General features: G+C 72.7%; 19 protein-coding genes and 1 tRNA gene. 13 read left to right on the plus strand and 7 right to left on the minus strand.

Translation table 11 applies throughout. The annotated features are described in order from the left end of the window. The first annotated feature begins 90 nt into the window (after positions 1–90). Positions 91–1,539 carry a S1 family peptidase gene (locus tag AC0QU1_RS02020; RefSeq protein ID WP_483573990.1) on the plus strand — a complete coding sequence of 483 codons (1,449 nt, stop codon included), beginning with the start codon at positions 91–93 and terminating at the stop codon, positions 1,537–1,539. Positions 1,540–1,734: 195 nt separating this feature from the next. Here AC0QU1_RS02020 and AC0QU1_RS02025 read toward each other — a convergent pair whose 3' ends face one another. Next, entirely contained in the window at positions 1,735–2,781 is a 1,047-nt protein-coding gene (locus tag AC0QU1_RS02025; RefSeq protein WP_483573991.1) for a phosphatase PAP2 family protein, read from the minus strand. Between the two features lie 228 nt (positions 2,782–3,009). On the opposite strand from AC0QU1_RS02025, the gene topA reads away from it, so the two are divergent. Next, positions 3,010–5,835 (plus strand): type I DNA topoisomerase, encoded by a 2,826-nt coding sequence (gene topA / locus AC0QU1_RS02030; RefSeq protein ID WP_483573992.1) that lies wholly within the window; start codon positions 3,010–3,012, stop codon positions 5,833–5,835. Between the two features lie 109 nt (positions 5,836–5,944). Here topA and AC0QU1_RS02035 read toward each other — a convergent pair whose 3' ends face one another. Next, positions 5,945–6,346, minus strand: a complete 402-nt coding sequence (locus AC0QU1_RS02035) for a pyridoxamine 5'-phosphate oxidase family protein (protein ID WP_483573993.1) — start codon at positions 6,344–6,346, stop codon at positions 5,945–5,947. Positions 6,347–6,420: 74 nt separating this feature from the next. Here AC0QU1_RS02035 and tmk point away from each other — a divergent pair, with 74 nt between their 5' ends. The 6 genes from tmk to AC0QU1_RS02065 all read left to right on the plus strand — a co-directional run bounded on the left by tmk (position 6,421) and on the right by AC0QU1_RS02065 (position 12,714). Then, positions 6,421–7,125, plus strand: coding sequence for a dTMP kinase (gene tmk / locus AC0QU1_RS02040; RefSeq protein WP_483573994.1), 705 nt, complete (start codon positions 6,421–6,423; stop codon positions 7,123–7,125). Further along, a complete protein-coding gene (locus tag AC0QU1_RS02045) occupies positions 7,122–8,258 on the plus strand; it encodes a DNA polymerase III subunit delta' (RefSeq protein ID WP_483573995.1) in 1,137 nt (378 codons plus the stop codon). The genes tmk and AC0QU1_RS02045 overlap by 4 nt, the downstream gene beginning before the upstream one ends. 144 nt (positions 8,259–8,402) lie before the next feature. Next, positions 8,403–10,073: an enoyl-CoA hydratase-related protein gene (locus AC0QU1_RS02050; protein WP_483573996.1), complete on the plus strand. Its 1,671-nt coding sequence runs from the start codon at positions 8,403–8,405 to the stop codon at positions 10,071–10,073. 133 nt (positions 10,074–10,206) lie between these two features. Beyond that, positions 10,207–10,902 carry a hypothetical protein gene (locus tag AC0QU1_RS02055; RefSeq protein ID WP_483573997.1) on the plus strand — a complete coding sequence of 232 codons (696 nt, stop codon included), beginning with the start codon at positions 10,207–10,209 and terminating at the stop codon, positions 10,900–10,902. 63 nt (positions 10,903–10,965) lie between these two features. After that, a complete protein-coding gene (locus AC0QU1_RS02060) occupies positions 10,966–12,504 on the plus strand; it encodes an alpha/beta hydrolase (RefSeq protein WP_483573998.1) in 1,539 nt (512 codons plus the stop codon). 137 nt (positions 12,505–12,641) lie between these two features. After that, positions 12,642–12,714: transfer RNA gene (locus AC0QU1_RS02065), tRNA-Thr, on the plus strand. 95 nt (positions 12,715–12,809) lie between these two features. Here AC0QU1_RS02065 and AC0QU1_RS02070 read toward each other — a convergent pair. Next, positions 12,810–13,655, minus strand: a complete 846-nt coding sequence (locus tag AC0QU1_RS02070; RefSeq protein WP_483573999.1) for an SDR family NAD(P)-dependent oxidoreductase — start codon at positions 13,653–13,655, stop codon at positions 12,810–12,812. A gap of 112 nt (positions 13,656–13,767) precedes the next feature. On the opposite strand from AC0QU1_RS02070, the gene AC0QU1_RS02075 reads away from it, so the two are divergent. Together AC0QU1_RS02075 and def are read left to right on the plus strand one after the other, a co-directional pair. After that, complete coding sequence (locus AC0QU1_RS02075) at positions 13,768–14,382, plus strand: TetR/AcrR family transcriptional regulator (RefSeq protein WP_483574000.1); 615 nt, start codon at positions 13,768–13,770, stop codon at positions 14,380–14,382. A 74-nt stretch (positions 14,383–14,456) separates the two neighbouring features. After that, positions 14,457–15,146 carry a peptide deformylase gene (def, locus tag AC0QU1_RS02080; RefSeq protein WP_483574001.1) on the plus strand — a complete coding sequence of 230 codons (690 nt, stop codon included), beginning with the start codon at positions 14,457–14,459 and terminating at the stop codon, positions 15,144–15,146. Between the two features lie 6 nt (positions 15,147–15,152). Here the strand turns inward: def and AC0QU1_RS02085 are convergent, their stop codons facing one another. From AC0QU1_RS02085 to AC0QU1_RS02095, 3 genes are all read right to left on the minus strand, one after another. Then, complete coding sequence (locus tag AC0QU1_RS02085; protein WP_483574002.1) at positions 15,153–15,731, minus strand: alpha/beta hydrolase family protein; 579 nt, start codon at positions 15,729–15,731, stop codon at positions 15,153–15,155. A gap of 145 nt (positions 15,732–15,876) precedes the next feature. Then, complete coding sequence (locus AC0QU1_RS02090; RefSeq protein WP_483574003.1) at positions 15,877–16,707, minus strand: hypothetical protein; 831 nt, start codon at positions 16,705–16,707, stop codon at positions 15,877–15,879. A 35-nt stretch (positions 16,708–16,742) separates the two neighbouring features. Continuing rightward, a complete protein-coding gene (locus AC0QU1_RS02095; protein ID WP_483574004.1) occupies positions 16,743–17,363 on the minus strand; it encodes a hypothetical protein in 621 nt (206 codons plus the stop codon). 294 nt (positions 17,364–17,657) lie between these two features. On the opposite strand from AC0QU1_RS02095, the gene AC0QU1_RS02100 reads away from it, so the two are divergent. Beyond that, positions 17,658–20,219 carry an ATP-dependent Clp protease ATP-binding subunit gene (locus AC0QU1_RS02100; RefSeq protein ID WP_483574005.1) on the plus strand — a complete coding sequence of 854 codons (2,562 nt, stop codon included), beginning with the start codon at positions 17,658–17,660 and terminating at the stop codon, positions 20,217–20,219. Positions 20,220–20,628: 409 nt separating this feature from the next. On the opposite strand, the gene AC0QU1_RS02105 is transcribed toward AC0QU1_RS02100, so the two are convergent. After that, positions 20,629–21,672 (minus strand): IclR family transcriptional regulator, encoded by a 1,044-nt coding sequence (locus tag AC0QU1_RS02105; protein ID WP_483574006.1) that lies wholly within the window; start codon positions 21,670–21,672, stop codon positions 20,629–20,631. A gap of 81 nt (positions 21,673–21,753) precedes the next feature. Here AC0QU1_RS02105 and eda point away from each other — a divergent pair, with 81 nt between their 5' ends. Further along, entirely contained in the window at positions 21,754–22,602 is an 849-nt protein-coding gene (gene eda, locus AC0QU1_RS02110; RefSeq protein ID WP_483574007.1) for a bifunctional 4-hydroxy-2-oxoglutarate aldolase/2-dehydro-3-deoxy-phosphogluconate aldolase, read from the plus strand. Continuing rightward, complete coding sequence (locus AC0QU1_RS02115; protein ID WP_483574008.1) at positions 22,599–23,699, plus strand: sugar kinase; 1,101 nt, start codon at positions 22,599–22,601, stop codon at positions 23,697–23,699. Before eda ends, AC0QU1_RS02115 begins: the two co-directional genes overlap by 4 nt. The last annotated feature ends 43 nt before the right edge of the window (positions 23,700–23,742 follow it).

Here is a 23,742-nt window from a genome sequence, read left to right on the forward strand (position 1 = left end):
TAAAAAGGTATCTGGGAGTCACCTGAAAGCGACCCTACGCTTTGCCGCACTGGGTGAATCCATTGCCCCGACGACAAGGAGTCGCTGGAGATGAGACGCACATCCTTCAAGGCGATCACCGTGGCCACAGCCGCGGTGACGCTTCTCGCCGGCAGCATCACCGCCGCTACCGCAAGCGCAGCCGCCGGATCGGACGAGCCGGAGGTGTCCAGCTACGCCCCCGGCATGGTCGCCGCCCTGGAGCGGGACCTCGGCCTGACCACCGCGCAGGCCGTGGACCGCCTCAAGACCGACGAGGCCCTGTCCGACAAGCAGCACGCCATCGCCAAGGCCCTCGACAAGGGCTACGCGGGTGCGTGGGTGGAGGGCAGCGAGCTGTTCGTCGCCGTGACCGACAAGGCAGGGGCCGCAGAGGTCCGTGCAGCCGGTGCCACCGCCGTCACCGTCGACAAGTCACTGAGCCAGCTCGACCGGCTCGCCACCAAGGCCTACCAGGCGGCTCCGAAGGCGCAGCTCGCCGCGGCCTACGTGGACGTGGAGTCCAACGCCGTGGTCGTGGAGGTGGCCGAGGGCGCGAAGGCCGCCGTCACCGCCGCCGTCAAGCGGGCCGGCATCCCGGCGGGCTCGCTCTCCGTCGTCGAGGTGGCGGAGCTGCCGCGTACGTTCATCAACGTGATCGGCGGCAACGCCTACTACATCGGCAGCTCGCGCTGCTCGGTCGGCTTCTCGGCCACCAGCGGCTTCGTCACCGCCGGCCACTGCGGCAACGTCGGCAACACGACGTCGTCGCCGAGCGGCACGTTCCGGACGTCGTCCTTCCCCGGCAACGACTACGGCTACGTCAACACGGGCACCGACGACACCCCGGTGGGCGCCGTGAACAACTACTCCGGCGGCACCGTCGGCGTCGCGGGCTCGACCGCCGCCGCCGTCGGCGCGACCGTCTGCCGGTCCGGTTCGACGACCGGCTGGCACTGCGGCACCATCCAGGCGCTGAACGCCTCGGTCACCTACGCCGAGGGCACCGTCACGGGCCTGATCCGCACCAACGTGTGCGCGGAGCCGGGCGACTCGGGCGGCTCGCTGCTCGCGGGCTCGCAGGCCCAGGGCATGACCTCCGGCGGTTCGGGCAACTGCTCCTCCGGCGGTACCACCTACTTCCAGCCGGTGAACGAGGCGCTCAGCGCAGCGGGCGTCTCGCTGGTCACCGGTGGCGGCGGCACGCCGACGGGCTGCACCGGCTACGAGTCCACCTTCAGCGGCACCGCCGCAGCGGGCTCGGCGTACGGGGAGCCGTCGGCCAGCGGGTTCTCGGCCGGCTCCGGCACGTTCCGCGGCTGCCTGGACGGGCCGTCCGGGGTGGACTTCGACCTCTACCTGCAGAAGCTGAGCGGCGGCACCTGGTCCACGGTGGCCCAGGGCATCACCTCGGCCCCTGACGAGACGGTCACCTACTCGGGCACGTCGGGCACCTACCGCTGGGTGGTGGACGCGTACTCCGGCTCGGGCTCCTACACGGGCGGTTACGACACGCCGTGACCCCTACCGCGTGACGGGTCAGACGCCCAGGTCGCTCCGGCGGCCTGGGCGTCTGGTGCGTCGGCGGGCGTTCGGGCGGGGCATTCGGCAGCGTCGCGTGCGGCGTCCGGTCGGCCCGGCCGCAGCGTCCGCCCTGGCGCAGCGTCCGGTCCGCCCGGCCGCGGCGACCGGTCCGCCCGGGCACCGCCGGGGCCGTCAGGGCCGGGCCGTCGACTGGCGGACCAGGAGCAGCAGCGCGAACGAGCCGAGGGTCACCGCCACCACCCCGAGCATCCCGCCCATGTACGCGGTGAGGTCGCCGCCGACCGGCAGCTCCCAGCCGTACCCGCGCACGCTGCCGAGCGCGCCGAGGGCCAGCACACCGGTGCCGACGGCGCCGACGAGCAGCAGGCCGGCCGCGCCGGACGAGCCGGGCTCCACGCCGCCGCGCGGCTCGTCCAGGGACGACGACGCGCTCAGCGCGCAGACGCCGGCGCCCCAGGCGAGCACCACGAGGAGCGCCGCGACGACGTCGGACGGCCGGTGCCACTGCCCGATCAGCGTGGACAGCCCGGTGGCCCCGGTGTAGGCGGCGCCGGCCACCGCGACGAACGGCCGCCAGTGCCGCGGCACCGCGATGAGGAGGCCCGCCGCGATGGAGGCTGCGACCGTCGTGTGCCCGCTGGGCAGCGTGTTCACGTCGGCGCGCACGACGTCGAGCAGCGGGGGCCGGTCGAGCACCACGTGCTTGAGCACCTGCGTGGTGAGGTTGGCGCCGGTCACCAGGATCGCCACCTGCGCAGCGAGCCACCAGCGCCCGCGGGCCAGCGCGAGGACCACGGCCACCGCGAGGCCGAGGCCCACGAACGAGTTCGACACCACACCGAGCACGGGCTCGGCGAGCTCCCACAGCACGCCCTGGCCGCGCGCGGCGCCGTCGAGCGCGAGCTGGTCGGCGCGCTGGCCGCGCTCGGACGCCACGAACGTGTCCCACGTGGCCCACACGCCCCACAGCGCGAGCAGCGCCACCACGGCGGCGGCGATGCGCGGCCCCGACCGCGGCTGGAGGCCCCGTGCCCGGCCGGGCATCGGGTGCCCGGCCGGGCCGTCCGACGGCGGGCGCGGGCTCGCCGTCCGCACCGGGCTCGTCCTGCGGGCCTTCGGCGTCGGCGGCGCCGGCTGCGTGTACCCCTTGGCCGTGCCGACGACGCGGGCCCGCGCGGGCCGCGGCAGCTCGGGCAGGGGGAGGGTGCGGTCGGTCATGGCGTCCACCGTAGGCGAACGGCCTGAAGAGACCGTGTGCCAGATGTGGCAGATGTGCGGCTCCACTGTCGGTCACGCCACGGGTGAATATCACCACGGTCATGTGGAACGACCGGGCGACCCGCTGTCGGCCCGGATAGGGTGCGATCCGGCGCGCCTGGCGTACCGTGAACTCTCCAACGCCGCTCGGCGCCCTCCCCAGACCCAGCAGGAAGCAGGCAGGACCGGATGTCCCAGGCACGCAAGCTCGTGATCGTCGAGTCGCCGACGAAGGCTCGCAAGATCCAGAGCTATCTCGGCGACGACTACGAGGTCGAGGCCAGCGTCGGGCATATCCGTGACCTGCCGCAGCCCAAGGACCTGCCGGCGGAGATGAAGAAGGGCCCGTACGGCAAGTTCTCCGTGGACGTGGACAACGGGTTCGACCCCTACTACGTGGTCCACGCCGACAAGCGGAAGAAGGTCAGCGAGCTCAGGAAGGCCCTGAAGGACGCCGACGAGCTCTTCCTCGCCACCGACGAGGACCGCGAGGGCGAGGCCATCGCCTGGCACCTGATCCAGGAGCTCAAGCCCAAGGTCCCGGTCAAGCGCATGGTGTTCCACGAGATCACCAGGGACGCGATCCTCCGCGCGCTGGAGAACACCCGCGAGCTGGACCAGGACCTCGTGGACGCCCAGGAGACGCGGCGCATCCTCGACCGCCTGTACGGCTACGAGGTGTCGCCGGTGCTGTGGCGCAAGGTGCGGCAGGGCCTGTCCGCGGGCCGTGTGCAGTCGGTGGCCACGCGCCTCGTGGTCGAGCGGGAGCGCGAGCGCATGGCGTTCGTCCCGGCGGACTACTGGGACGTCGCGGGCACCTTCGCCGTCGCGGACGAGGGTTCGCCCGACGGCGGCGCGGCCGCCTCCGGCCAGCCGTCCTTCCGCGCGCGGCTCACCCAGCTCGCCGGCGACAAGGTCGCCTCGGGCCGCGACTTCGACGACCGGGGCCGGCTCAAGGTGCGCACCGGCGTCGTCCAGCTCGACGAGGCGACGGCGAACGCCGTCGTGGCGGGGCTGGAGGCCGCCGACTTCTCGGTCCGCAGCCTGGAGACCAAGCCGTACACGCGCCGTCCGGCCGCGCCGTTCACCACCTCGACGATGCAGCAGGAGGCGGGCCGCAAGCTGCGGATGTCGTCGCGGCAGGCGATGCGCACCGCGCAGAGCCTGTACGAGAACGGCTACATCACCTACATGCGTACGGACAGCCCGTCGCTCTCGTCGGAGGCGACCGAGGCGGCGCGGCGGCAGGCGGCCGAGCTGTACGGGCCCGAGTACGTGCCGGGCGCGCCTCGGCTGTACCAGTCCAAGTCGAAGGGCGCCCAGGAGGCGCACGAGGCGATCCGCCCCGCCGGCGACTCGTTCCGCACGCCCGCCCAGGTGGCCGGCGAGCTGAGCGGCGACCAGTTCCGCCTGTACGAGCTGATCTGGAAGCGCACGGTCGCCTCGCAGATGGCGGACGCGAAGGGGTCGACGGCGTCCGTCCGGCTCGGCGCCGTCGTGGTGGGCGGTGCGCTGGACGGCAAGGAGGCGGTGTTCTCGGCGTCGGGCACGGTGATCACGTTCCGCGGGTTCCTCGCCGCCTACGAGGAGGGCGCCGACGCCGACACCGAGGCGGCGGAGGGCGCTGCGGCGCGGGAGACCCGCCTGCCGACGATGTCGGAGGGCGACGCGCTGCTCGGCACCGACCTGGCCGCGGACGGCCACTCCACCACGCCGCCCGCCCGCTACACCGAGGCGTCGCTGGTCAAGGCGCTGGAGGAGCGCGGCATCGGCCGCCCGTCCACCTACTCCGCGACCATCTCGACCATCCAGGACCGCGGCTACGTGCACACCAGGGGCCAGGCGCTCGTGCCGACGTGGCTCGCGTTCGCGGTGATCCGCCTGCTGGAGGAGCACTTCGACCGGCTCGTCGACTACGACTTCACGGCCACCATGGAGGAGGACCTCGACCAGATCGCGGCGGGTGCGCGCGAGCGGGTCGCGTGGCTGCGGGAGTTCTACTTCGGCGAGGTTCCCGGCAACCTCGGCACGTCCGACGAGCTCGGCGTCGACAGCGAGGGCGGGGGCCTGCGCGCGCTCGTGGAGAACCTGGGCGAGATCGACGCAGCGGCGATCAACTCGGTCGACATCGGCGAGGGCATCCGCGTGCGCGTGGGCCGCTACGGCCCGTACATCGAGGACCTCGCCGCGGAGGTTCCAGAGGGCAAGAACCCGCCCCGCGCGTCGGTGCCCGACGACGTCGCGCCCGACGAGCTGACCGTCACCAAGGCCCGCGAGCTGCTCGCGGCAGGGGCCGACGACGGCCGCCTGCTCGGGACGCACCCGGAGAGCGGGAACCCGATCGTGGCGAAGAACGGCCGGTACGGGCCGTACGTGACGGAGCAGCTCCCCGAGCCGGACCTCGACCCGGACCTGTCGGCCGCGGCGAAGAAGCGGGCGCTGGCCGCCCTGCCCAAGCCGCGGACGGCGTCGCTGCTCAAGACGCAGGCGCTCGACACCGTGACGCTGGAGGACGCGCTGCAGCTCATGTCGCTGCCGCGGGTCGTGGGCGTGGACCCGGAGTCGGGCGACGAGATCACCGCGCAGAACGGCCGCTACGGGCCCTACCTCAAGAAGGGCACGGACTCGCGCACGCTGCCGACCGAGGAGGCCATGTTCACGGTCACCCTCGACGAGGCGCTGGAGATCTACAAACAGCCCAAGCGCGGCCGCGGGCGGACGGCGACGCCGCCGCTGCGCGAGCTCGGCGACGACCCGAACAGCGGCAAGCCGATCCAGGTCAAGGACGGCCGGTTCGGCCCGTACGTGACCGACGGCGAGACCAACCGCACCCTGCCGCGCGACGTCACGCCGGAGTCGATCACTGCGGAGCGGGCCATCGAGCTGCTCGCCGAGAAGCGTGCCCAGGGCCCGGCGAAGAAGCGCACCACCCGGTCGACGGCGGCCAAGAAGCCTGCCGCGAAGACCTCCGCCAAGAAGCCGGCCGCCAAGAAGGCGTCGACCTCGAAGAAGTAGCCGGTGTCAGGCGTGCGGGTCCCCTGGGTGGCCCGCACGCCGGGCGACCGCGCGGGGCTCGGTGGCGTCGAGGGCTTGCCGGCGTCAAGGGCTTGCCGGCGCCAAGGGTTCAGCGGCGCAGCCGGCGGCCCGTCACAGCGGTGGGCGTGACGCGCACCCAGGTGTCCCGCGTGTCCTCCAGGTAGCTGATCAGGTTGGTCGCCTCGGCCGCCGCGATGTCGGCGTCGGTCTCCAGGATCTCCGCAGTACCCTTCACGACGACGCTGTACGCGATCTCCGGGCCCCACTGGTCCACCTCGAACGCGACCTTCTCGTTGATCGCGACCTCGGCGACCTTGGTGCCGGGGATCGTGTGGAAGTAGATGGCCCGGTCCGCGACGGCGAAGTTCAGGGGGAAGATCTCGGGTTCGCCGGCGACGGCGGTGCCGAGGCGCCCGATGGGCTGCATCGAGAGGAACTCCCAACACTCGTCCTCGGTCATCGGGGTGATGCTCTGCACGGTGTCGTCCATATGTCCATCGTGCGCCGTACGCGCGGGTCACGCCCGGCGAGATCGATGTCGGTGGTCGCGGTTAGGGTGGCCGCGTGAACGCACCGGGCTACTTCATCTCCTTCGAGGGCGGCGAGGGCGTCGGCAAGTCGACCCAGTCGCGCCTCCTCGGCGACTGGCTGGCCGACCTGACCGGCCGCGAGGTCGTGCTCACGTTCGAGCCGGGCGCCACCGCGCTCGGCAAGGAGCTGCGGGCCGCCGTCATGCACGGCCAGGACATGGGCCCGCGGGCCGAGGCGCTCATCTACGCGGCGGACCGCGCCCACCACGTCGAGACGGTGGTGCGGCCCGCGCTGGGTCGCGGCGCCGTGGTGATCACCGACCGCTACCTCGACTCGTCGGTCGCCTACCAGTCGGGCGGCCGGAACCTGCCGGACACCGAGGTGGAGCACCTCTCCCTGTGGGCAACCAAGGGCCTGCGGCCGGACGTCACGATCCTGCTCGACCTGGAGCCGAGGGCCGCGGCGGCCCGGCGTGCGGCGGCCGAGGGCAAGGGCGCGCTCGACCGGCTGGAACGCGCGGGCATCGAGTTCCACACGCGCGTCAGGGACACCTTCCTCCGGCGTGCGGCGGCGGACGCGGAGCGCTGGGTGGTCATCGACGCAGGTGCGCCGGTCGACGACATCCAGGCGCAGATCCGGGTGGACGTCGCCGCCCGCCTGGGCCTCACGCCCGTCGTCACCGAGGCCACCGGCATCACGGGGCTCGGCTCCGAGCCCGGCGGCGAGGACCCGTCATGACGGTGTGGGACGACGTCGTGGGGCAGGAGTCCGCCGTCGCGGCGCTCCAGGGCGCCGTGGCGAACCCGGCGGCGATGACGCACGCGTGGCTCGTGACCGGCCCGCCCGGGTCCGGCCGGTCGGTGGCGGCGCGCGCCTTCGCGGCGGCCCTCCAGTGCGAGCGCGGCGGCTGCGGGGTGTGCCAGGCGTGCACCACCACCATGGCCGGCACGCACCCGGACGTCACGCTGCTGGCCACCGAGAAGGTGGTCATCGCCATCGACGAGGTGCGGGACCTGATCATGACGTCGTCGCGGTCGCCGTCCGCCGGCCGGTGGCGCGTGATCGTGATCGAGGACGCGGACCGCATGGCGGAGCGGACCACCAACGTGCTGCTCAAGGCCATCGAGGAGCCGCCGCCGCACACGGTGTGGGTGCTGTGCGCGCCGTCGGCCCAGGACGTGCTGCCGACCATCCGGTCGCGCTGCCGCGGCGTGGTGCTGCGCGTGCCGCCGCCGCAGGCGGTCGCCGACCTGCTGGTGCGGCGTGACGGCGCGGACCCGGCGATCGCGCTCGGCGCCGCCCGCGCGGCCCAGAGCCACGTCGGCCTGGCCAAGCGGCTGGCGCGCGACGCCGGGGCACGCGAGCGGCGCACGGCGGTGCTGAGCATCGCGCGGCGCATCCGCGGCGTCGGCGACGCCGTGCTGGCCGCCGGCGAGCTCGTGGACGTGGCCAAGGCCGAGGCAGTCTCGGCGACGCAGGAGCGGGACGCCGCCGAGAAGGCCGAGCTCCTGCGCGCCCTGGGCGCCGCGGACGGTGAGACGCTGCCGCCGCGCCTGCGCTCGCAGCTCAAGCAGCTCGAGGACGATCAGAAGCGGCGCGCCACGCGCCACCAGCGGGACGTGCTCGACCGTGCGATGGTGGACCTGCTCTCCCTCTACCGGGACGTCCTCGTGGTGCAGCTCGGGGCGGAGGTCGAGCTGGTGAACGCGGAGCTCGCCGAGACGGTGCGCGCGCTCGCAGCCGACTCCACCCCGGAGCAGACCGTGCGCCGCATGGACGCGATCGGGGTGGCCCGCACCCGCCTGGACGGCAACGTGGCGCCGCTGCTCGCGCTGGAGGCGATGGCGATAGCCCTGCGCCCGCAAGGGTGAGTACCAGCCGACGTGGTCCGAGGCCTGTGAAGATTTCGCACGGGTGATCTTGAACCACCGAGGCACATTGTCCCGATTGCCGTCCCTGGCTAGGCTGCGGGGCGCCCCCAGAGCTGTTCCGTGCGACAAGGAGTCCACCGCCCGATGAGGATCCTCCTGCTGGTTTCTGCCTTCAACGGTCTCACCCAGCGGGTCTGGTGCTCCCTGCGGGAGCAGGGGCACGACGTCGGCGTCGAGATCGCCCCGACGTTCGAGTCGGGCGCGGCGATGACCCGGGCCGTCGAGCGAGCCGACCCCGACCTGATCCTGTGCCCGTTCCTCAAGCACCGCGTGCCGGACACGATCTACGACCGCTGGCCGACCGTCATCGTGCACCCCGGTCCGGTGGGCGACCGCGGGCCCTCCTCGCTCGACCACGCGATCCGCGACGGCAGGGACCGCTGGGGCGTCACCGCCCTGTCCGCGGTCGAGGAGCTGGACGCCGGCCCGGTCTGGGCCACCGCCGTGTTCGACATGCCGGAGCAGCCGATCGCCAAGAGCGCCCTCTACAACAGCCGCGTCGCGGACGCCGCGATGGCCTGCATCGGCGAGGTCATCCGTAAGGTCGCCGACGGCGAGCGGCCGATCCCGGCCGAGGCCTGCCTGCGCATCGTCCCCGTCAGCGGCGAGCTGCCGCTGCTGCGCCGCGAGGACTTCCGCGTGGACTGGAGCCGCCCCGCCGCCGAGCTGGAGCGGCTCATCGCGGCGGCCGACGGCGCCCCGGGCGCCCCCGCCGGCGTGAACGGCCGGTCGGTCTGCGTCTTCGACGCCGTCGCGTCGCCCGAGCACACCGGCGCGGCGCCGGGCACGGTGGTGGGCCGCAACCTCGACGCCGTCGCGATCGCCTGCGGCGTCGGCACGCTCTGGATCGGCTACGCCGCCGAGCTGAGCGGCCGCCGCGGCCCCAAGCTCCCGGCCGCCCAGGTGATCGACGCGAGCGACGCCCCGTTCCGTCGGGTCCCTGACGCGCTGGCGGAGACGTCGTACGTGCGTGACGGCGCCGTCGGGTACCTGACGATCCGCTCCTACAACGGCGCGATGTACACGGAGCAGTGCCGCCGCCTGACGAGCGCCGTGGAGAAGGCCCTCACCGAGGACACCCGGGTGCTCGTCATCAAGGGCACCGAGCACGCGTTCTCCAACGGGATCCACCTGGGCACCGTCGACGCCTCGCCGGACCCGGCCGCCGAGGCGTGGGACAACATCTGCGCCATCGACGAGCTGTGCCTCACCATCGCGACCGCCGAGCAGCTCACGGTCGCCGCCTTCACCGCGAACGCCGGCGCGGGCGGCGTCATGGCCGGGCTGTGCGCCGACGTGACGCTCGCCCGCGAGGGTGTGGTGCTCAACCCGTACTACGACATGGGGATCTACGGCTCCGAGCTGCACTCGTGGAGCATGCCCGCGCGCGTGGGGGACCACCGCGCGTCGCTGCTCCTGTCCCGCAAGCTGCCGATCTCGGCGGCCGAGGCGGCCCGCATCGGGCTGATCAGCGCCGTCGGGCCGCGGGAGTGGGGCGAGTTCACCACCTGGCTGTCGTCGGCCGCCCAGGGCTACGAGGAGCCCGCCACGCTCGGCTGGATGCTCGCCGCGCGCGCGGAGCGCCGGGCGACGGACCGTCCGCTGTCGTACTACCAGACCATCGAGCTGGCCGAGATGGCGCGCGACTTCTTCGACGACCGCAACGCCTTCTCGGTGCACCGCAGGGCCTTCCTGCGCAAGACCGCCGCCGACGCCACGCCGGAGAAGCTGCGCTTCTCCACCGCCCGCGTCTGACCTCTTTCCGGTCGCCGATGTCTTGCCGACCTCGTGCAAGACCCGCAGGATTCGCGACATGACAGGAATGGAGGCGTCGCACTCGTGCGACGCCTCCACCAGGTGGTGTCGGAGTCGAGCGGAAGGATCTGGCATGAGGATCAGGCGGATGAATCGGTCGGGCCACGGGTCGGGCGCGGCGGCGCGGGCACTGGCCCGCGCGGGCGCGGCAGCCCTCGGCATCGGCATGACGGCGGCGCTCGCCCTGTCCGGGTGCGCGCAGTCCGACGTCGGCGGGTCCGGTACGGGGGAGCCGACGGCGGAGACGTCCTCTGTCCCCGACGACCGGGACACCACCAGCCCCTCGGACGGCGCGAGCGAGGGTGAGACCGAGGCGGGCGACGGCGAGGACGGCCGACTCCCGGAGGCGGCGGACATGGAGATCGTGGCGGGCAGCTCGGGGCGCGGGCTGCCCCCGGGCGTGAAGGGCAGCACCAACTCGCCGGCCGGCGTGGCCTGGGCGCCCGAGCCCGGCCTGCTGTACGTCGTGACGAACGGCTCCAGCTCGTGCCCGACGATCGCCGAGCCGACGGCGACCTTCGGCTCCGGCTCGGGCGACAAGGGCGCCGGCGTCGCTGCTGCCGACGGCGTGCTCGCGGTGACGTTCCTGCCCCCGAGCAGCGAGATCTGCACCATGGACTTCGTGCCGACCACGACCGTCGTCGAGGCACCGGCGGAGGCCGACACGGGGCAGCCGGTGCCGGTCATGCTGGGCGACAAGGGCCGGGTCGAGCTCCAGCCGCGCACCGCCGACGGCGAGCCCGGACCGGTCGCCTGGCTCGACTCGTGAGGGTCGCGTGTCGGTTCGTCAGCGGGTAAGAAATCTACCGAGCACAACCGGTAGGTTGTCCGGGTGATCCGCCCCGCTCGCCGTCGTCTGCCCGCGGCCGTCGCCACGCTGCTCACCGCCGTCCTCCTGCTTGCCGCCTGCGGCGCGCCGCCCAAGGTGCAGACGGCACTGGAGGACGTCGGCAAGTCCGACGGCTCGGCGACGGAGGGCGCACCGGAGGGTTTCGAGGACTACTACGGCCAGTCGCTGGAGTGGACAGAGTGCGGCGAGGGCTTCCAGTGCGCCACGGCGTCCGCCCCGCTCTCCTGGCACGACCCGGGGGCCGGCAGCATCGAGATCGCGCTCAAGCGGATTCCCGCGTCGGGGCAGAAGATCGGGTCGCTGCTGGTCAACCCGGGCGGGCCGGGCGGGTCCGGGGTGGACTACGTGGGCGACCCCGCGCGGTTCGGCCAGCCGCTGCGCACGTCGTTCGACATCGTGGGCTTCGACCCCCGCGGCGTGGGGCAGTCGACGCCGGTGAAGTGCTACGACGACGCGGGCAAGGACGAGTTCCTCAGCACGGACTACCCGTACACGCCGGAGGGCCTGGCGGACCGGCAGGACGCCGTCCGGGACTGGGGCCAGGCCTGCGCCGAGAACACGGGTCCGCTGCTGGAGAACGTGGACACGCAGTCCGCCGCGCGCGACATGGACATGCTCAGGGCCGCGCTCGGCGACGACGAGCTCAACTACCTCGGGTTCTCCTACGGCACCCAGCTCGGCGCCACCTACGCCGGGCTGTTCCCCGACCGGACGGGGCGCCTGGTGCTGGACGGCGCGCTCGACATCACGCTGGACTCCGACGAGGTGGCGCTGCAGCAGGCGGAGGGCTTCGAGAGCGCGCTGCGCGCCTACGTGACGGACTGCCAGGCGAGCAGCGAGTGTCCCCTCACCGGCGGCGTCACCGAGGGCCTGCAGCAGATCCAGGCCATGGTCGAGGACGCGGAGCCCAACCCCATCCCGACGTCGTCCGGGCGCTCGGTGACCAAGAAGCTCGCGTTCTACGGCGTGGCCGTGACGATGTACGACGAGGCCTCCTGGTCGTTCCTCACGCAGGCCCTGCAGGAGGTCTTCTGGGAGGGCACCGGCGACGACCTGCTGTACCTGGCGGACGTCTACAACGACCGCAACGATGACGGCACCTTCAAGTCCAACAGCGAGGAGGCGTTCCGGGCGATCAACTGCGCCGACGCCCGCGCCGAGGACGACATGGCGAAGATGCGGGACCTCGCGGAGGAGATCGAGGAGGCGGCGCCGACGCTCGGCGAGTCGTTCGGGTACTCCGGCATCGAGTGCACGGACTGGCCCTACCCGCCCGCCGAGCAGGAGTTCGACACCGCCGCGAAGGGTGCGCCGCCGATCGTCGTCATCGGCACCACGAACGACCCCGCCACCCCGTACCGCTGGGCGGAGTCGCTCGCCGACACGCTCTCGTCGGGCGTCCTGGTCACGTACGAGGGGGAGGGCCACACGGCGTACGGCCGGTCCAACACGTGCATCGGCGGGGCGGTCGAGGAGTACCTGGTGGAGGGCACGGTCCCGGAGGACGGGCTCACCTGCTGACCGCCTGTTGACCCGCGCTCCGGCCCGGATCCACGCGGTCGACGACGTCACACGGTTTCGCTTTGAAACCTGGGCCTCGCATTGGGTACAGTGAGGCCCGCTCACCCATCCGGTTGTCGCCGGTCGGTGGTGCGCACGCCGCCTTAGCTCAGTCGGCAGAGCGATTCACTCGTAATGAATAGGTCGTCGGTTCGATTCCGACAGGCGGCTCCGAAAGGCCAGGTCAGAAGCAACTTCTGACCTGGCCTTCCTGCGTTGCGGGCGCGCACCGGCCGGCAGCGCGCCCGGTGCCGGGCACCGCGGCCCTACCCCTGCGGCGCCGGGACGGCCTCCTCGGCCGCGCGGCTCACCTCTTCCCACTCCGCCCAGGTGCGCCGCCGCTCCTCGGTGACGGCGAGCGCGACGTCGTAGACCATGCCGCCCAGCAGGAGCCGCCGGGGCGGGTTCTCGCTGGCGACCAGCTTGAGGATCGCCTCGGCGGCCAGGCGGGGGTCGCTGTCGACGCTGTTCTCCGCGAACTGCGCGGCCAGGCGGTCGCGCAGCGCGTTGTACTCCGGCAGCGGCGTCGACGTCTCCATGGCGGTGTAGAGATCGGTCCAGTACCCGCCGGGCTGGACGATGGTGACGGCGACGCCGAACTCGTCGAGCTCCTGGGCCACCGCCTCGCTGAGGCCCTCCAGCGCGAACTTGCTCGCGCTGTACAGGCCGCTGCCGGCGAACCCGGCCAGCCCGCCGACGCTCGAGATCTGGACGAGGTGGCCCGACCGCTGCCGGCGCAGCACGGGGGCGACGGCCTGGGTGACCCAGACGGCGCCGAAGAAGTTGGTCTCCAGCTGGGCCCGGACCTGCGCCTCCGTGAACTCCTCCACGAACCCGTACGACATGGTGCCCGCGTTGTTGAGCACGATGTCGAGGCGGCCGAAGGCGGCGACCGCGCGGTCGACGGCGGCGTGGACCGACGCCGGGTCCCGCACGTCGGCGGCGATCTGGAGCAGCCCGTCCCTGGTGTCGTCCTCGTGGACGGTGCGGGAGACCGCCGCGACCCGGTCGCCGGCCGCCAGGGCGGCGTCGGTGAAGGCGCGGCCCAGGCCGCGGCTGGCGCCGGTGATGAACCAGGTGCGGGGCTCGGTGGTGCTGGACTCGGTGGTCATGGCGATCCCTTCGACGATTGTCGAGACGGTTCGTCTCGACAAAAGACGATGGCAGGCCAGGTCGAGGTTGTCAAGACGAAACGTCTCGTCTTGCCTTGATAGGCTGCCGCCCATGTCGACCGTCTCGCCGCCCTCGACGGGCCGCCGCCGTAACCCCGCGACACGCGCCGCCATCCTCGCCACGGCCTTCGACGTCGTGGCAGAGCTCGGCTACGCGCGGCTGACCATCGAGAAGGTGGCCGCCCGGGCCGGCGTCGGCAAGCAGACGATCTACCGGTGGTGGCCGAACAAGGGCACCCTGGTGCTCGACGCGGTGCTCGAACGGTCCGTCGGCGCGGCGGAGAGCGCGGAGACCGCGGAGCTGCCCGATACGGGCGACCTCGAGGCCGACCTCGCCACCGTTCTCGTGGCGACGGTCGAGGAGCTGGCCGACCCCACCTTCGACCGTGCCCTGCGCGGCCTCACCGCGGCGATCATCGAGGACCCGGAGCTCAACCGGCAGTACCGGGAGCGGCTGGACGGTCCCATGCGGGACCTCAAGAAGCGGCGGCTGCGCCGGGCGCAGGAGGCCGGCCAGCTCGGCGCGGACGTCGACCTGGACGTCGCCGTCGACCTCGTCTGGGCGCCCGTCACGTGGCGCTGGCTGGAGCGGTCGGGCACCCTGACCCCCGACACGGCGCGTGCGCTCGTGCGGCACGCGCTCAGCGGGCTGACGGCGTCCGACTGACCGGGCTGACGCCGTCGCACCGGGCGGGTCGGCGGCGTCGGAGCGACGGCGGCGCCGCAGGTACCCTCTGAGCCATGGCATGGACCACCGCCCGACGGCGCAAGCCCGTCACCTACCTGCTCGGAGAGCCGGTCGAGGAGTATCCGGCGACGGCCCCCGAGGTGGCTCGCGGCCGTGTGCTGCGCATCACCGAGATCGGCGAGCCGGTGCTGCACACCCCGGCCCGAACCGTCGAGACGTTCTCCACCCCGGAGCTCGCCCGTCTCGTCGACGACCTCTTCGCCACGATGGAGTCGGCGCAGGGCGTCGGGCTCGCGGCCCCGCAGGTGGGCGTGGACCTTCGGGTGTTCGTGTACGACCTCACGGACTCGTCGGGCGACCGGCACGTGGGGCACGTCGTGAATCCAGAGCTGGAGATGGACCTCGATGCGGAGCCCGCCACCGAGGAGGAGGGCTGCCTGTCCGTGCCCGGCGCGTACGAGCCGCTCGAACGGCCGGGCGCGGCGACCGTGCGGGGTGTGGACCAGCACGGCGCGCCCGTGCAGCTCTCGGGCACGGGGTATCTGGCGCGCTGCTTCATCCACGAGTCGCAGCACCTCGAGGGCACGCTGTACTGGGACCACCTGAGCGCCGACCTCCAGGCCGACGCGCTGGAGCAGCGCGACGAGGAGCGTCCGCACATCATCGCCGAGCGGCGCGAGATCGCCATCGAGCTGGACAAGACCCCGCCGGACTACCCGGAGAAGCCCGCGGGCGGCCGCTGACGCGTCCTAGAGCTTCGCCACCCAGTCCGCGACGGCGTCCGCCACCGCCTGCTCCCGTCCGGCGCCGCGCATGTCGTGCGCGCCGGACAGCGTCACTGTCGTCACCGGGCCCGGGATCGCCGCGACGTGCTCCGCGAGCTCGTCGGGCGTGCCGAACGGGTCGTTGTCGCCCGACACGAACAGAGTGGGCACCTCGATCCGCGGAAAGTGCTCGACGCGCAGCTTCTCCGGCCGCCCCGGCGGGTGCAGCGGGTAGCTGAGCAGCACCAGGCCCGCCGCGGGCAGACCCTCCGCGACGGCCATGGAGCACATCCGCCCGCCGTACGACCGCCCGCCCAGGAGCAGCCGGTCCGTCCCGGTCCCGAGCTCGCCCGCCCACGCGGCGGCCTCGGCCCGCAGGTGTTCGACGGCGACCGGCGCCCGGTCCGGCATGCGGCGTCCCTCCAGGCGGTACAGGAAGTCGATGCGGCGCACGGGGAGCGGCGGGTCGGCGTCGGCCAGGGTGCGCTCGACCGTGACGAGCGCGGGGCTGTCGCTGCTCGCGCCCGCGCCGGGCGCCAGGAGGAGGCCTACGGGTGTGGTCACCAGCCCAGTCTGCCTTGGGGCGCCTCGGGGCGGCCGGGTACGTCGGACCGTGGTGCCGCCGGGAAACCGAGTACGTCGGGACGGCCAGGCGCGTTCGCCCGGCCAGGTGGCCGGGTCGGACGTCGGAGAAGCCCGGCGCCCCGGCTCAGGTGAGGCGGCGCCAGAGCAGCAGGGCGCCGCCCGCGGTGAGCAGTCCGCCGCCGCCGAGCACGGCCACCCAGCCGAGCGGTGAGATGATTTCTTCCTCCGCCGCGGCGGCGTCGTGCCTGGTCCGGACCGCCGGCTGCTCCCGCAGGTTCTGCATCAGCGCCGCCTGCGGCGAGGTGTGCGACGGCGAAGGGGTCGGTGTGCTCGACGCCGTCCGGGACGGCGTCGAGCTGGGCGTCGGGGACGGGCTGGGCGTCGGGGTGGGGACCGGCGTCGGCGCGGCCTGCTCGGTCGGCTCGGCGGGCTCGGCCGGCTCCGGCTGGCCGCGCGTCGGCGTGACCCTGGGTGCGGGGTCCTTGTCCTTCTTCGTGGGGGTCGGCGTCGGCGTGGGCGTGGTCGACCCGGCGACCGTGCACGCGGTGGACCTGCCCGTCGCGCGCCAGGTGCTCGCGTCGTCGACCTCCACCCACACCACGCAGTAGCCGTCCGGATAGGCCGAGCGCGCCTCCCAGAACCCGGCCCAGCCGGCGTCCTGCTCGTCCCAGGTGAGCTCGCGGGAGAACGACCGTTCGCCGTCGGACCCCGCCGGCTCGACCACATAGGTGACCACGTCGCTCCGGCGGCCGCCCTCGAACGTGACGCCGTCCGCGTTCACCCAGATCTCGTCGTCGTCCCAGTCCTCGTAGGCCGCTGCCCGCTGCCCGACGGCGGATGTGCCCACCAGGGCGAGCATCGTCAGCAGGAGCGTGGTCAGCAGGAGCGGACGGCGTGCCGTGGCGCGGTGCACCGTCAGCCGCGGTGCAGCGGCGGAGGCAGTGGCACGGATCACAGCGGTGATCCTACCGCCGCGGCCCGCCGTCCCGGTCAGAACCGGGGACCCTCTTCGCCGTGCAGGAGGTTGCGGATGGGCCGGGTGATGATGTCGATGCGGTCCACGAGGTCGGTGGGCCCCGTGACGACCACCGCGCGGTCGGCGGCAGGGGAGTAGACGGCGGTCACGTTGCGCACCGTGACGCGCATGCAGCGCCGGCCCGTGCCGTCGACCCGGAACTGGCGGGTCTCGCACGGGACGTCGTCGACCTCCGCGACGATCGCGCGCATCGCGCTGCGGTAGTCCTGGTACGACTCGGCCAGGTCGGCGACGTCGGCCACCTCGGGCGGGGCGGCCGGATCGACGTCGGCGTGCAGCGGGGCGACGAGGGCGCCGCTGCAGGCGGCGCGGACGATGTCCTCGATCTGGGCGGGTGTCGCGGGCACGCGGAGGGTCTCCACCTCGACGGTCTCGCCGGAGAACGTGCGATAGGAGCGCAGGAAGCGCTCCTCGGTGGGGTCCGTGCTGTCGGACACCCCGGTGACCTCCTCCTCGACGAGGTCTAGTCCCCAGGTCAGGGGGTCGTCAACCTCACCGACCACGCCCGAGAAGCGTGCGAAGCGCGCGACGATCTGTTCCCAGGACTCGGGGGTCGGGCTCGATTCGTCCGCCATGTGGCCTCCCCGGGACGGGTGCGGGTCTGACAACGAGACTGCCGGGTGTGTGCGGAGGCGTCAACGACCTTCGCCAGAATAGGCCCGGAATCAGCCCGGACTCGCCATCAAGACTCCCTGCCCGGGCGTGTCGTCGCGCGCGGAGCCCTCAGGGCCGTCGAGGGCGGTTCATCGTCACGCCCCTGGCGAACATGGGCATCAACCGTCCCATGGGCACGTTGTCAGCGCATAGAGTCGTTGCGGTCAGGCCTCGTACCGCCGGTGCAGGTGTACGCCGCTCGTGAGGAGCAGCACATGTTCGAGAGATTTACGGATCGCGCACGTCGCGTCGTCGTCCTCGCCCAGGAAGAGGCGAGGATGCTGAACCACAACTACATCGGCACGGAGCACATCCTGCTCGGCCTCATCCACGAGGGTGAGGGCGTAGCCGCCAAGGCGCTCGAGTCCCTCGGGATCTCGCTCGACGGCGTCCGCACCCAGGTCACCGAGATCATCGGTGAGGGCCAGCAGGCGCCGAGCGGGCACATCCCGTTCACGCCGCGTGCCAAGAAGGTGCTTGAGCTGTCGCTCCGCGAGGCGCTGCAGCTCGGCCACAACTACATCGGCACGGAGCACATCCTGCTCGGCCTCATCCGCGAGGGTGAGGGCGTGGCGGCACAGGTGCTCACCAAGATGGGTGCCGACCTGAACAAGGTGCGCCAGCAGGTCATCCAGCTCCTGAGCGGCTACCAGGGCAAGGAGCCCGTCTCCGCCGGTGGGCCGCAGGAGGGTCAGCCCGCGGGCTCGGCCGTGCTCGACCAGTTCGGCCGGAACCTCACTCAGGCCGCGCGCGAGGGCAAGCTGGACCCGGTCATCGGGCGCACGCAGGAGATCGAGCGGGTCATGCAGGTGCTGTCCCGCCGCACCAAGAACAACCCGGTGCTGATCGGCGAGCCCGGCGTCGGCAAGACCGCCGTCGTCGAGGGGCTTGCGCAGGACATCGTCAAGGGCGATGTCCCGGAGACGCTCAAGGACAAGCAGCTCTACACGCTGGACCTGGGAGCGCTGGTCGCCGGCTCGCGCTACCGCGGTGACTTCGAGGAGCGCCTCAAGAAGGTGCTCAAGGAGATCCGCACGCGCGGCGACATCATCCTGTTCATCGACGAGATCCACACCCTGGTGGGTGCGGGTGCCGCCGAGGGTGCCATCGACGCGGCCTCGATCCTGAAGCCCATGCTGGCTCGCGGTGAGCTGCAGACCATCGGCGCCACCACGCTCGACGAGTACCGCAAGTACGTCGAGAAGGACCCGGCCCTGGAGCGTCGCTTCCAGCCGATCCAGGTGTCCGAGCCGTCGCTCGAGCACGCCATCGAGATCCTCAAGGGCCTGCGCGACCGCTACGAGGCGCACCACCGCGTGTCCATCACGGACTCCGCGCTGGTCTCGGCGGCCACGCTCGCCGACCGGTACATCAACGACCGGTTCCTGCCGGACAAGGCGATCGACCTGATCGACGAGGCCGGCGCCCGCCTGCGCATCCGCCGGATGACGGCGCCCCCGGAGCTCAAGGAGCTCGACGAGGGCATCGCGGAGGCGCGTCGCGAGAAGGAGTCGGCGATCGACGAGCAGGACTTCGAGAAGGCCGCAGGGCTGCGTGACAAGGAGAAGCAGCTCACGCAGGTCCGCGCGGACAAGGAGAAGGCCTGGAAGTCGGGCGACCTCGACACGGTCGCTGAGGTCGACGACGAGCTGATCGCCGAGGTGCTGGCGATGTCCACGGGCATCCCGGTCGTCAAGCTCACCGAGGAGGAGTCCAGCCGCCTGCTCCACATGGAGGAGGAGCTGCACAAGCGGGTCGTCGGCCAGGAGGCCGCGATCAAGGCGCTGTCGCAGGCCATCCGCCGTACGCGGGCCGGCCTCAAGGACCCGAAGCGTCCGGGTGGCTCGTTCATCTTCGCCGGCCCCACGGGTGTCGGTAAGACCGAGCTCGCCAAGGCGCTCGCCGAGTTCCTGTTCGGTGACGAGGACGCGCTCATCCAGCTCGACATGTCCGAGTTCTCGGAGAAGCACACGGTCTCGCGGCTGTTCGGCTCCCCGCCCGGATACGTCGGCTACGACGAGGGTGGCCAGCTCACCGAGAAGGTGCGCCGCAAGCCGTTCTCCGTGGTCCTGTTCGACGAGGTGGAGAAGGCGCACGCCGACATCTTCAACTCGCTGCTGCAGGTGCTCGAGGACGGCCGCCTCACCGACTCGCAGGGTCGGGTGGTCGACTTCAAGAACACCGTGATCATCATGACCACCAACCTGGGCACGCGGGACATCGCCAAGGGCGTCCAGACCGGCTTCAACGCCGGCGGCGACCTGGTGACCTCCTACGAGCGCATGAAGGCGAAGGTCAACGAGGAGCTCAAGCAGCACTTCCGGCCGGAGTTCCTCAACCGCGTCGACGACGTGGTCGTGTTCCCGCAGCTCTCGCAGGACGAGATCATCGAGATCGTCGACCTGGAGATCGCGAAGCTCGACCGTCGCCTGCGCGACCGGGACATGGGCATCGAGCTCACCCCCGCCGCGAAGCACCTGCTGGCGGAGAAGGGCTACGACCCGGTGCTCGGCGCCCGTCCGCTCAAGCGGGCGATCCAGCGGGAGATCGAGGACACGCTGTCCGAGAAGATCCTGTTCGGCGAGCTCACCTCCGGTCAGCTCGTGATCGTCGACGGCGAGGGCGAGGGCATCCTCGGCGAGTTCTCGTTCCGCGGCGTGGAGCGCGACGAGCGCCGTCGTCCGACCCCGGCCGAGCCCCAGTCGGTGCCCGCGGGCGCCGGACTGGTGCCGCGCGACCTGCCGCCGTCGGGCCAGATGGCGGCCGGCGGGGCGTGATCGCCCGGTAGGACTCGGTCCTGACAAGGCCCGGCCACCCTGAGAGGGGTGGCCGGGCCTTTGTCGTGGCTGGTGCCGGGAGGTATGGGCTGCTAAGTCCTGCCAGGTCGGCAGTTGGCTCGTGAGGTCGGCAGTTGGCATCGAGATCGGCACAGGCCTGGACCGATCTCGATGCCAACTGCCGACTTGGTGGGGCGGACTGCCGAAGGGGACAGCGGACTGCCGACGTCGGCGGGCAAGCGACCATGCCAGGCGAACTGCCGGTCTCGCGGGCGCCCGGAAGGTGCTCTTCTACCCAGCGATTGGGCCCAGAACCTCAACCGTTTCTGGGCCCAATCGCTGGGTAGAAGAGCACTTCAGTCCGGGGCCACGGCCAGATCAGCCAGCCCGCGACCTCGCCGCCGCCAGATCAGCCAGCCCGCGACCTCGCCGCCGGGGGCACGGTCAGGCCCGGCGGGAGCAGGGTCGGCAGCAGTTCTCGCAGGGCGTCGACGCGCTCCGTCCGCGCCGCACCGCGCAGCCGCTCGACCGGGGCCGTGATGCTCACCGCCGCGACGGCGCGGCCCGCCCGGAGCAGCGGCACCGCGACGCAGGCGATGCCGGGCTCGTTCTCCTCGGTCTCGCGCGCGACACCGGTGCGCCGGGCCTCGGCCAGGACCTCGCGGAGCCGTCGCACGGGCTCGTCACCCGCGACGCCGGAGCCTGCCGGCGTATCCGCCCCGCGAGAACCTGCCCCGCGGGAACCTGCCGCCGCATCTGCCCCGCGGGAACCCGGCCGGCCGGAGCCCGCCGGCGTATCCGCTCCGCGGGAGCCCGCGACGCCGGAGCCTGCCGGTGTATTCGCCCCGCGGGAACCCGGCCCGCGGGAACCTGCCGGTGTATCCGCCCCTCGGGAGCCCGCCGCCGCATCCGCCCCGCCGAAACCCGCCCCGCTGGAACCCGCCGTAGCCCCCGCGCCGACGCCCCCACTGCGCGCGAACCGCTCCAGCGCCTCGTCGTCCAGCTCCTGGACCGAGAGCAGCGCGCGGCCGAGTGCCGTCGTCGCCGCGGGGCGCCGTCGTCCGACCGCCGACCAGACGCGGACCGCGCGCTGTGGCTCGACCTTGTCCAGGTAGACCACCTCGCGCCCCGCGAGCACGCCCAGGTGCACCAGCTCGTCGACCTTCTCGCTGAGCGCGGTCAGGGCCGGGTGCAGCAGCGCGGGCAGGTTCTCCTCGGCCAGATAGGTGCTGCCGAGCGCGAGAGCGGCGGGCCCCAGGCGGTAGGCGCCGTCCGGCGTCTGCTCGGCGTAGCCCCGGTGACGCAGCGCGGCGAGGGTGCGGTGCAGGGTCGGCTTGCTGACGCCGAGGGTCCGGGCCAGCGCGGCCAACGGCGCCCCGGCCGCGCCGAACCCCGCGAGGGCGTCCAGGGCCAGCAGCGCCTTGTCGACGCCGCCCAGCGGACTGGCTTCCATCCGGTCCCTCCCGTACCATGCGTTTCGCGGTGGACAACAGGCGTTCACCATAGCGGAACGTATCCTAACCGAAGGAGCCCGATGTCATCCGCGGACAGCACAGTCCTCGACACCCTCGCCGCGCACCGGCTCGTGCCGGTCGTCGTGGTGGACGGCGCCGATGAGGGCGCCCGCCTGGCGGACGCGCTCGTCGCGGGCGGCCTGCCCGTCGCCGAGATCACGCTGCGGCTCGCGGGCGGCCTCGACGCCATCCGCGCCGTCGCCGAGAACCAGCCCGACGTCGTGGTCGGCGCGGGCACCGTCACCACGGTGCGGCAGGTGGACGACGTTGTCGCGGCCGGCGCCCGCTACATCGTCTCCCCCGGGCTGTCGGCCGCCGTCGTGCGGCGGGCGCAGGAGCACGGCGTCCCTGTGCTGCCCGGCGTCGCCACGCCCTCGGAGATCATGGCCGCGCTCGACCTGGGGATCGACGTCGTCAAGCTGTTCCCGGCGTCCGTCGTCGGCGGGCCCGCCGCGATCAAGGCGTTCTCCGCGCCCTTCCCCGGCGTGCGGTTCGTGCCGACGGGCGGCGTCAGCGCCGCTAACCTCGGCGACTACCTGGCCCTGAAGCCCGTGCTGGCCGTCGGCGGGTCATGGATGGTCGACCGCAAGCTGGTCACAGCGGGCGACTGGGCCGAGATCACCACCCGCACCCGTGAGGCCGTGGGGCTCGTGTCCCAGCTCGCGTCGGCCGGAGCGGCTCAGCCCGCGACGGGCGCAGCGGCTCAGCCCACGACGGCTCAGCCCGCCACCGGGACTGCCGCGCCGACGCCCACGGCGGCCGAGTCCACGCCAGCGCCCGCGCCCACAGAGCCCACGCCCACAGCGGCCCAGCCGACGGCCACGCCCACGGCGTCCCAGTCCGCATCCACCCAGGAGGAAGCCCGATGAGCTCGCTCACCATCCGCCCCGCCGCCGAGTGCGCGTACGACGTCGTCGCCCTCGGCGAGGTGATGCTCCGCCTCGACCCGGGTGACCGCCGCGTGCGCACCGCCCGGCGCTTCGACGTGTGGGAGGGCGGCGGCGAGTACAACGTGGCCCGCGGCCTGCGGCGGTGCTTCGGCCTGCGCGGCGCGATCGTCACGGCGCTCGCCGACAACGAGATCGGCCGCCTGGTCGAGGACTTCATGCTGACCGGCGGCCTCGACACGCAGTACGTGCGGTGGGTGCCGTACGACGGGATCGGCCGCGAGGTGCGCAACGGCCTCAACTTCACCGAGCGCGGCTTCGGCGTGCGGGGCGCGGTGGGCGTGAGCGACCGCGGCCACACCGCCGCCGCGCAGATGAAGCCGGACGACGTCGACTGGGACGCGCTGTTCTCCCGCGGGGTGCGCTGGCTGCACACGGGTGGCATCTTCGCCGCCCTGTCGGAGTCGACCGCCGACGTCGCCGAGGCCGCGATGGCCGCCGCCCGCCGGCACGGCACGGTCGTGTCCTACGACCTGAACTACCGGCCCTCGCTGTGGAAGGGCATCGGCGGCGAGGAGCGGGCGCGGGAGGTCAACCAGCGGCTCGCCCGGCACGTCGACGTGATGATCGGCAACGAGGAGGACTTCACCGCCTCGCTCGGCTTCGAGGTCGAGGGGGTGGACGAGAACCTCACCGACCTGGACACCGGCGCGTTCCGCGCGATGATCAAGACGGCGTCGGAGGCGTACCCGAACTTCCAGGTGATCGCGACGACGCTGCGCGGGGTGCGGTCGGCGTCGCGCAACGACTGGGGTGCCGTCGCCTGGTCGCGCGAGGAGGGCTTCGCCGAGGCCACGCACCGCGCCGACCTGGAGATCTTCGACCGCGTGGGCGGCGGCGACTCGTTCGCCTCCGGGCTGGCGTACGGGCTCATGGAGCTCGGCTCGCTCCAGGAGGCCGTCGAGTACGGTGCGGCGCACGGCGCCCTGGCCATGACGACGCCGGGCGACACCACGATGGTCACGCTCGCCGAGGTCGCCAAGCTGGCCGGCGGCGGCAGCGCGCGCGTCCAACGTTGACTTGATCGTCGTCGCGGGCGTGGTCACTGGCGTCGAGCCGCAA

It is taken from the genome of Promicromonospora noduliphila, from assembly GCF_056951025.1.

What these genes read in the sequence shown, in the direction of transcription:
- AC0QU1_RS02020 (WP_483573990.1), top strand. Translation starts at nt 91, where the DNA reads ATGAGACGCACATCCTTCAAGGCGATCACCGTGGCCACAGCCGCGGTG.
- AC0QU1_RS02025 (WP_483573991.1), bottom strand. Translation starts at nt 2,781, where the DNA reads ATGACCGACCGCACCCTCCCCCTGCCCGAGCTGCCGCGGCCCGCGCGG.
- topA (WP_483573992.1), top strand. Translation starts at nt 3,010, where the DNA reads ATGTCCCAGGCACGCAAGCTCGTGATCGTCGAGTCGCCGACGAAGGCT.
- AC0QU1_RS02035 (WP_483573993.1), bottom strand. Translation starts at nt 6,346, where the DNA reads ATGGACGACACCGTGCAGAGCATCACCCCGATGACCGAGGACGAGTGT.
- AC0QU1_RS02045 (WP_483573995.1), top strand. Translation starts at nt 7,122, where the DNA reads ATGACGGTGTGGGACGACGTCGTGGGGCAGGAGTCCGCCGTCGCGGCG.
- AC0QU1_RS02050 (WP_483573996.1), top strand. Translation starts at nt 8,403, where the DNA reads ATGAGGATCCTCCTGCTGGTTTCTGCCTTCAACGGTCTCACCCAGCGG.
- AC0QU1_RS02055 (WP_483573997.1), top strand. Translation starts at nt 10,207, where the DNA reads ATGAGGATCAGGCGGATGAATCGGTCGGGCCACGGGTCGGGCGCGGCG.
- AC0QU1_RS02070 (WP_483573999.1), bottom strand. Translation starts at nt 13,655, where the DNA reads ATGACCACCGAGTCCAGCACCACCGAGCCCCGCACCTGGTTCATCACC.
- AC0QU1_RS02075 (WP_483574000.1), top strand. Translation starts at nt 13,768, where the DNA reads ATGTCGACCGTCTCGCCGCCCTCGACGGGCCGCCGCCGTAACCCCGCG.
- def (WP_483574001.1), top strand. Translation starts at nt 14,457, where the DNA reads ATGGCATGGACCACCGCCCGACGGCGCAAGCCCGTCACCTACCTGCTC.
- AC0QU1_RS02095 (WP_483574004.1), bottom strand. Translation starts at nt 17,363, where the DNA reads ATGGCGGACGAATCGAGCCCGACCCCCGAGTCCTGGGAACAGATCGTC.
- AC0QU1_RS02100 (WP_483574005.1), top strand. Translation starts at nt 17,658, where the DNA reads ATGTTCGAGAGATTTACGGATCGCGCACGTCGCGTCGTCGTCCTCGCC.
- AC0QU1_RS02105 (WP_483574006.1), bottom strand. Translation starts at nt 21,672, where the DNA reads ATGGAAGCCAGTCCGCTGGGCGGCGTCGACAAGGCGCTGCTGGCCCTG.
- eda (WP_483574007.1), top strand. Translation starts at nt 21,754, where the DNA reads ATGTCATCCGCGGACAGCACAGTCCTCGACACCCTCGCCGCGCACCGG.
- AC0QU1_RS02115 (WP_483574008.1), top strand. Translation starts at nt 22,599, where the DNA reads ATGAGCTCGCTCACCATCCGCCCCGCCGCCGAGTGCGCGTACGACGTC.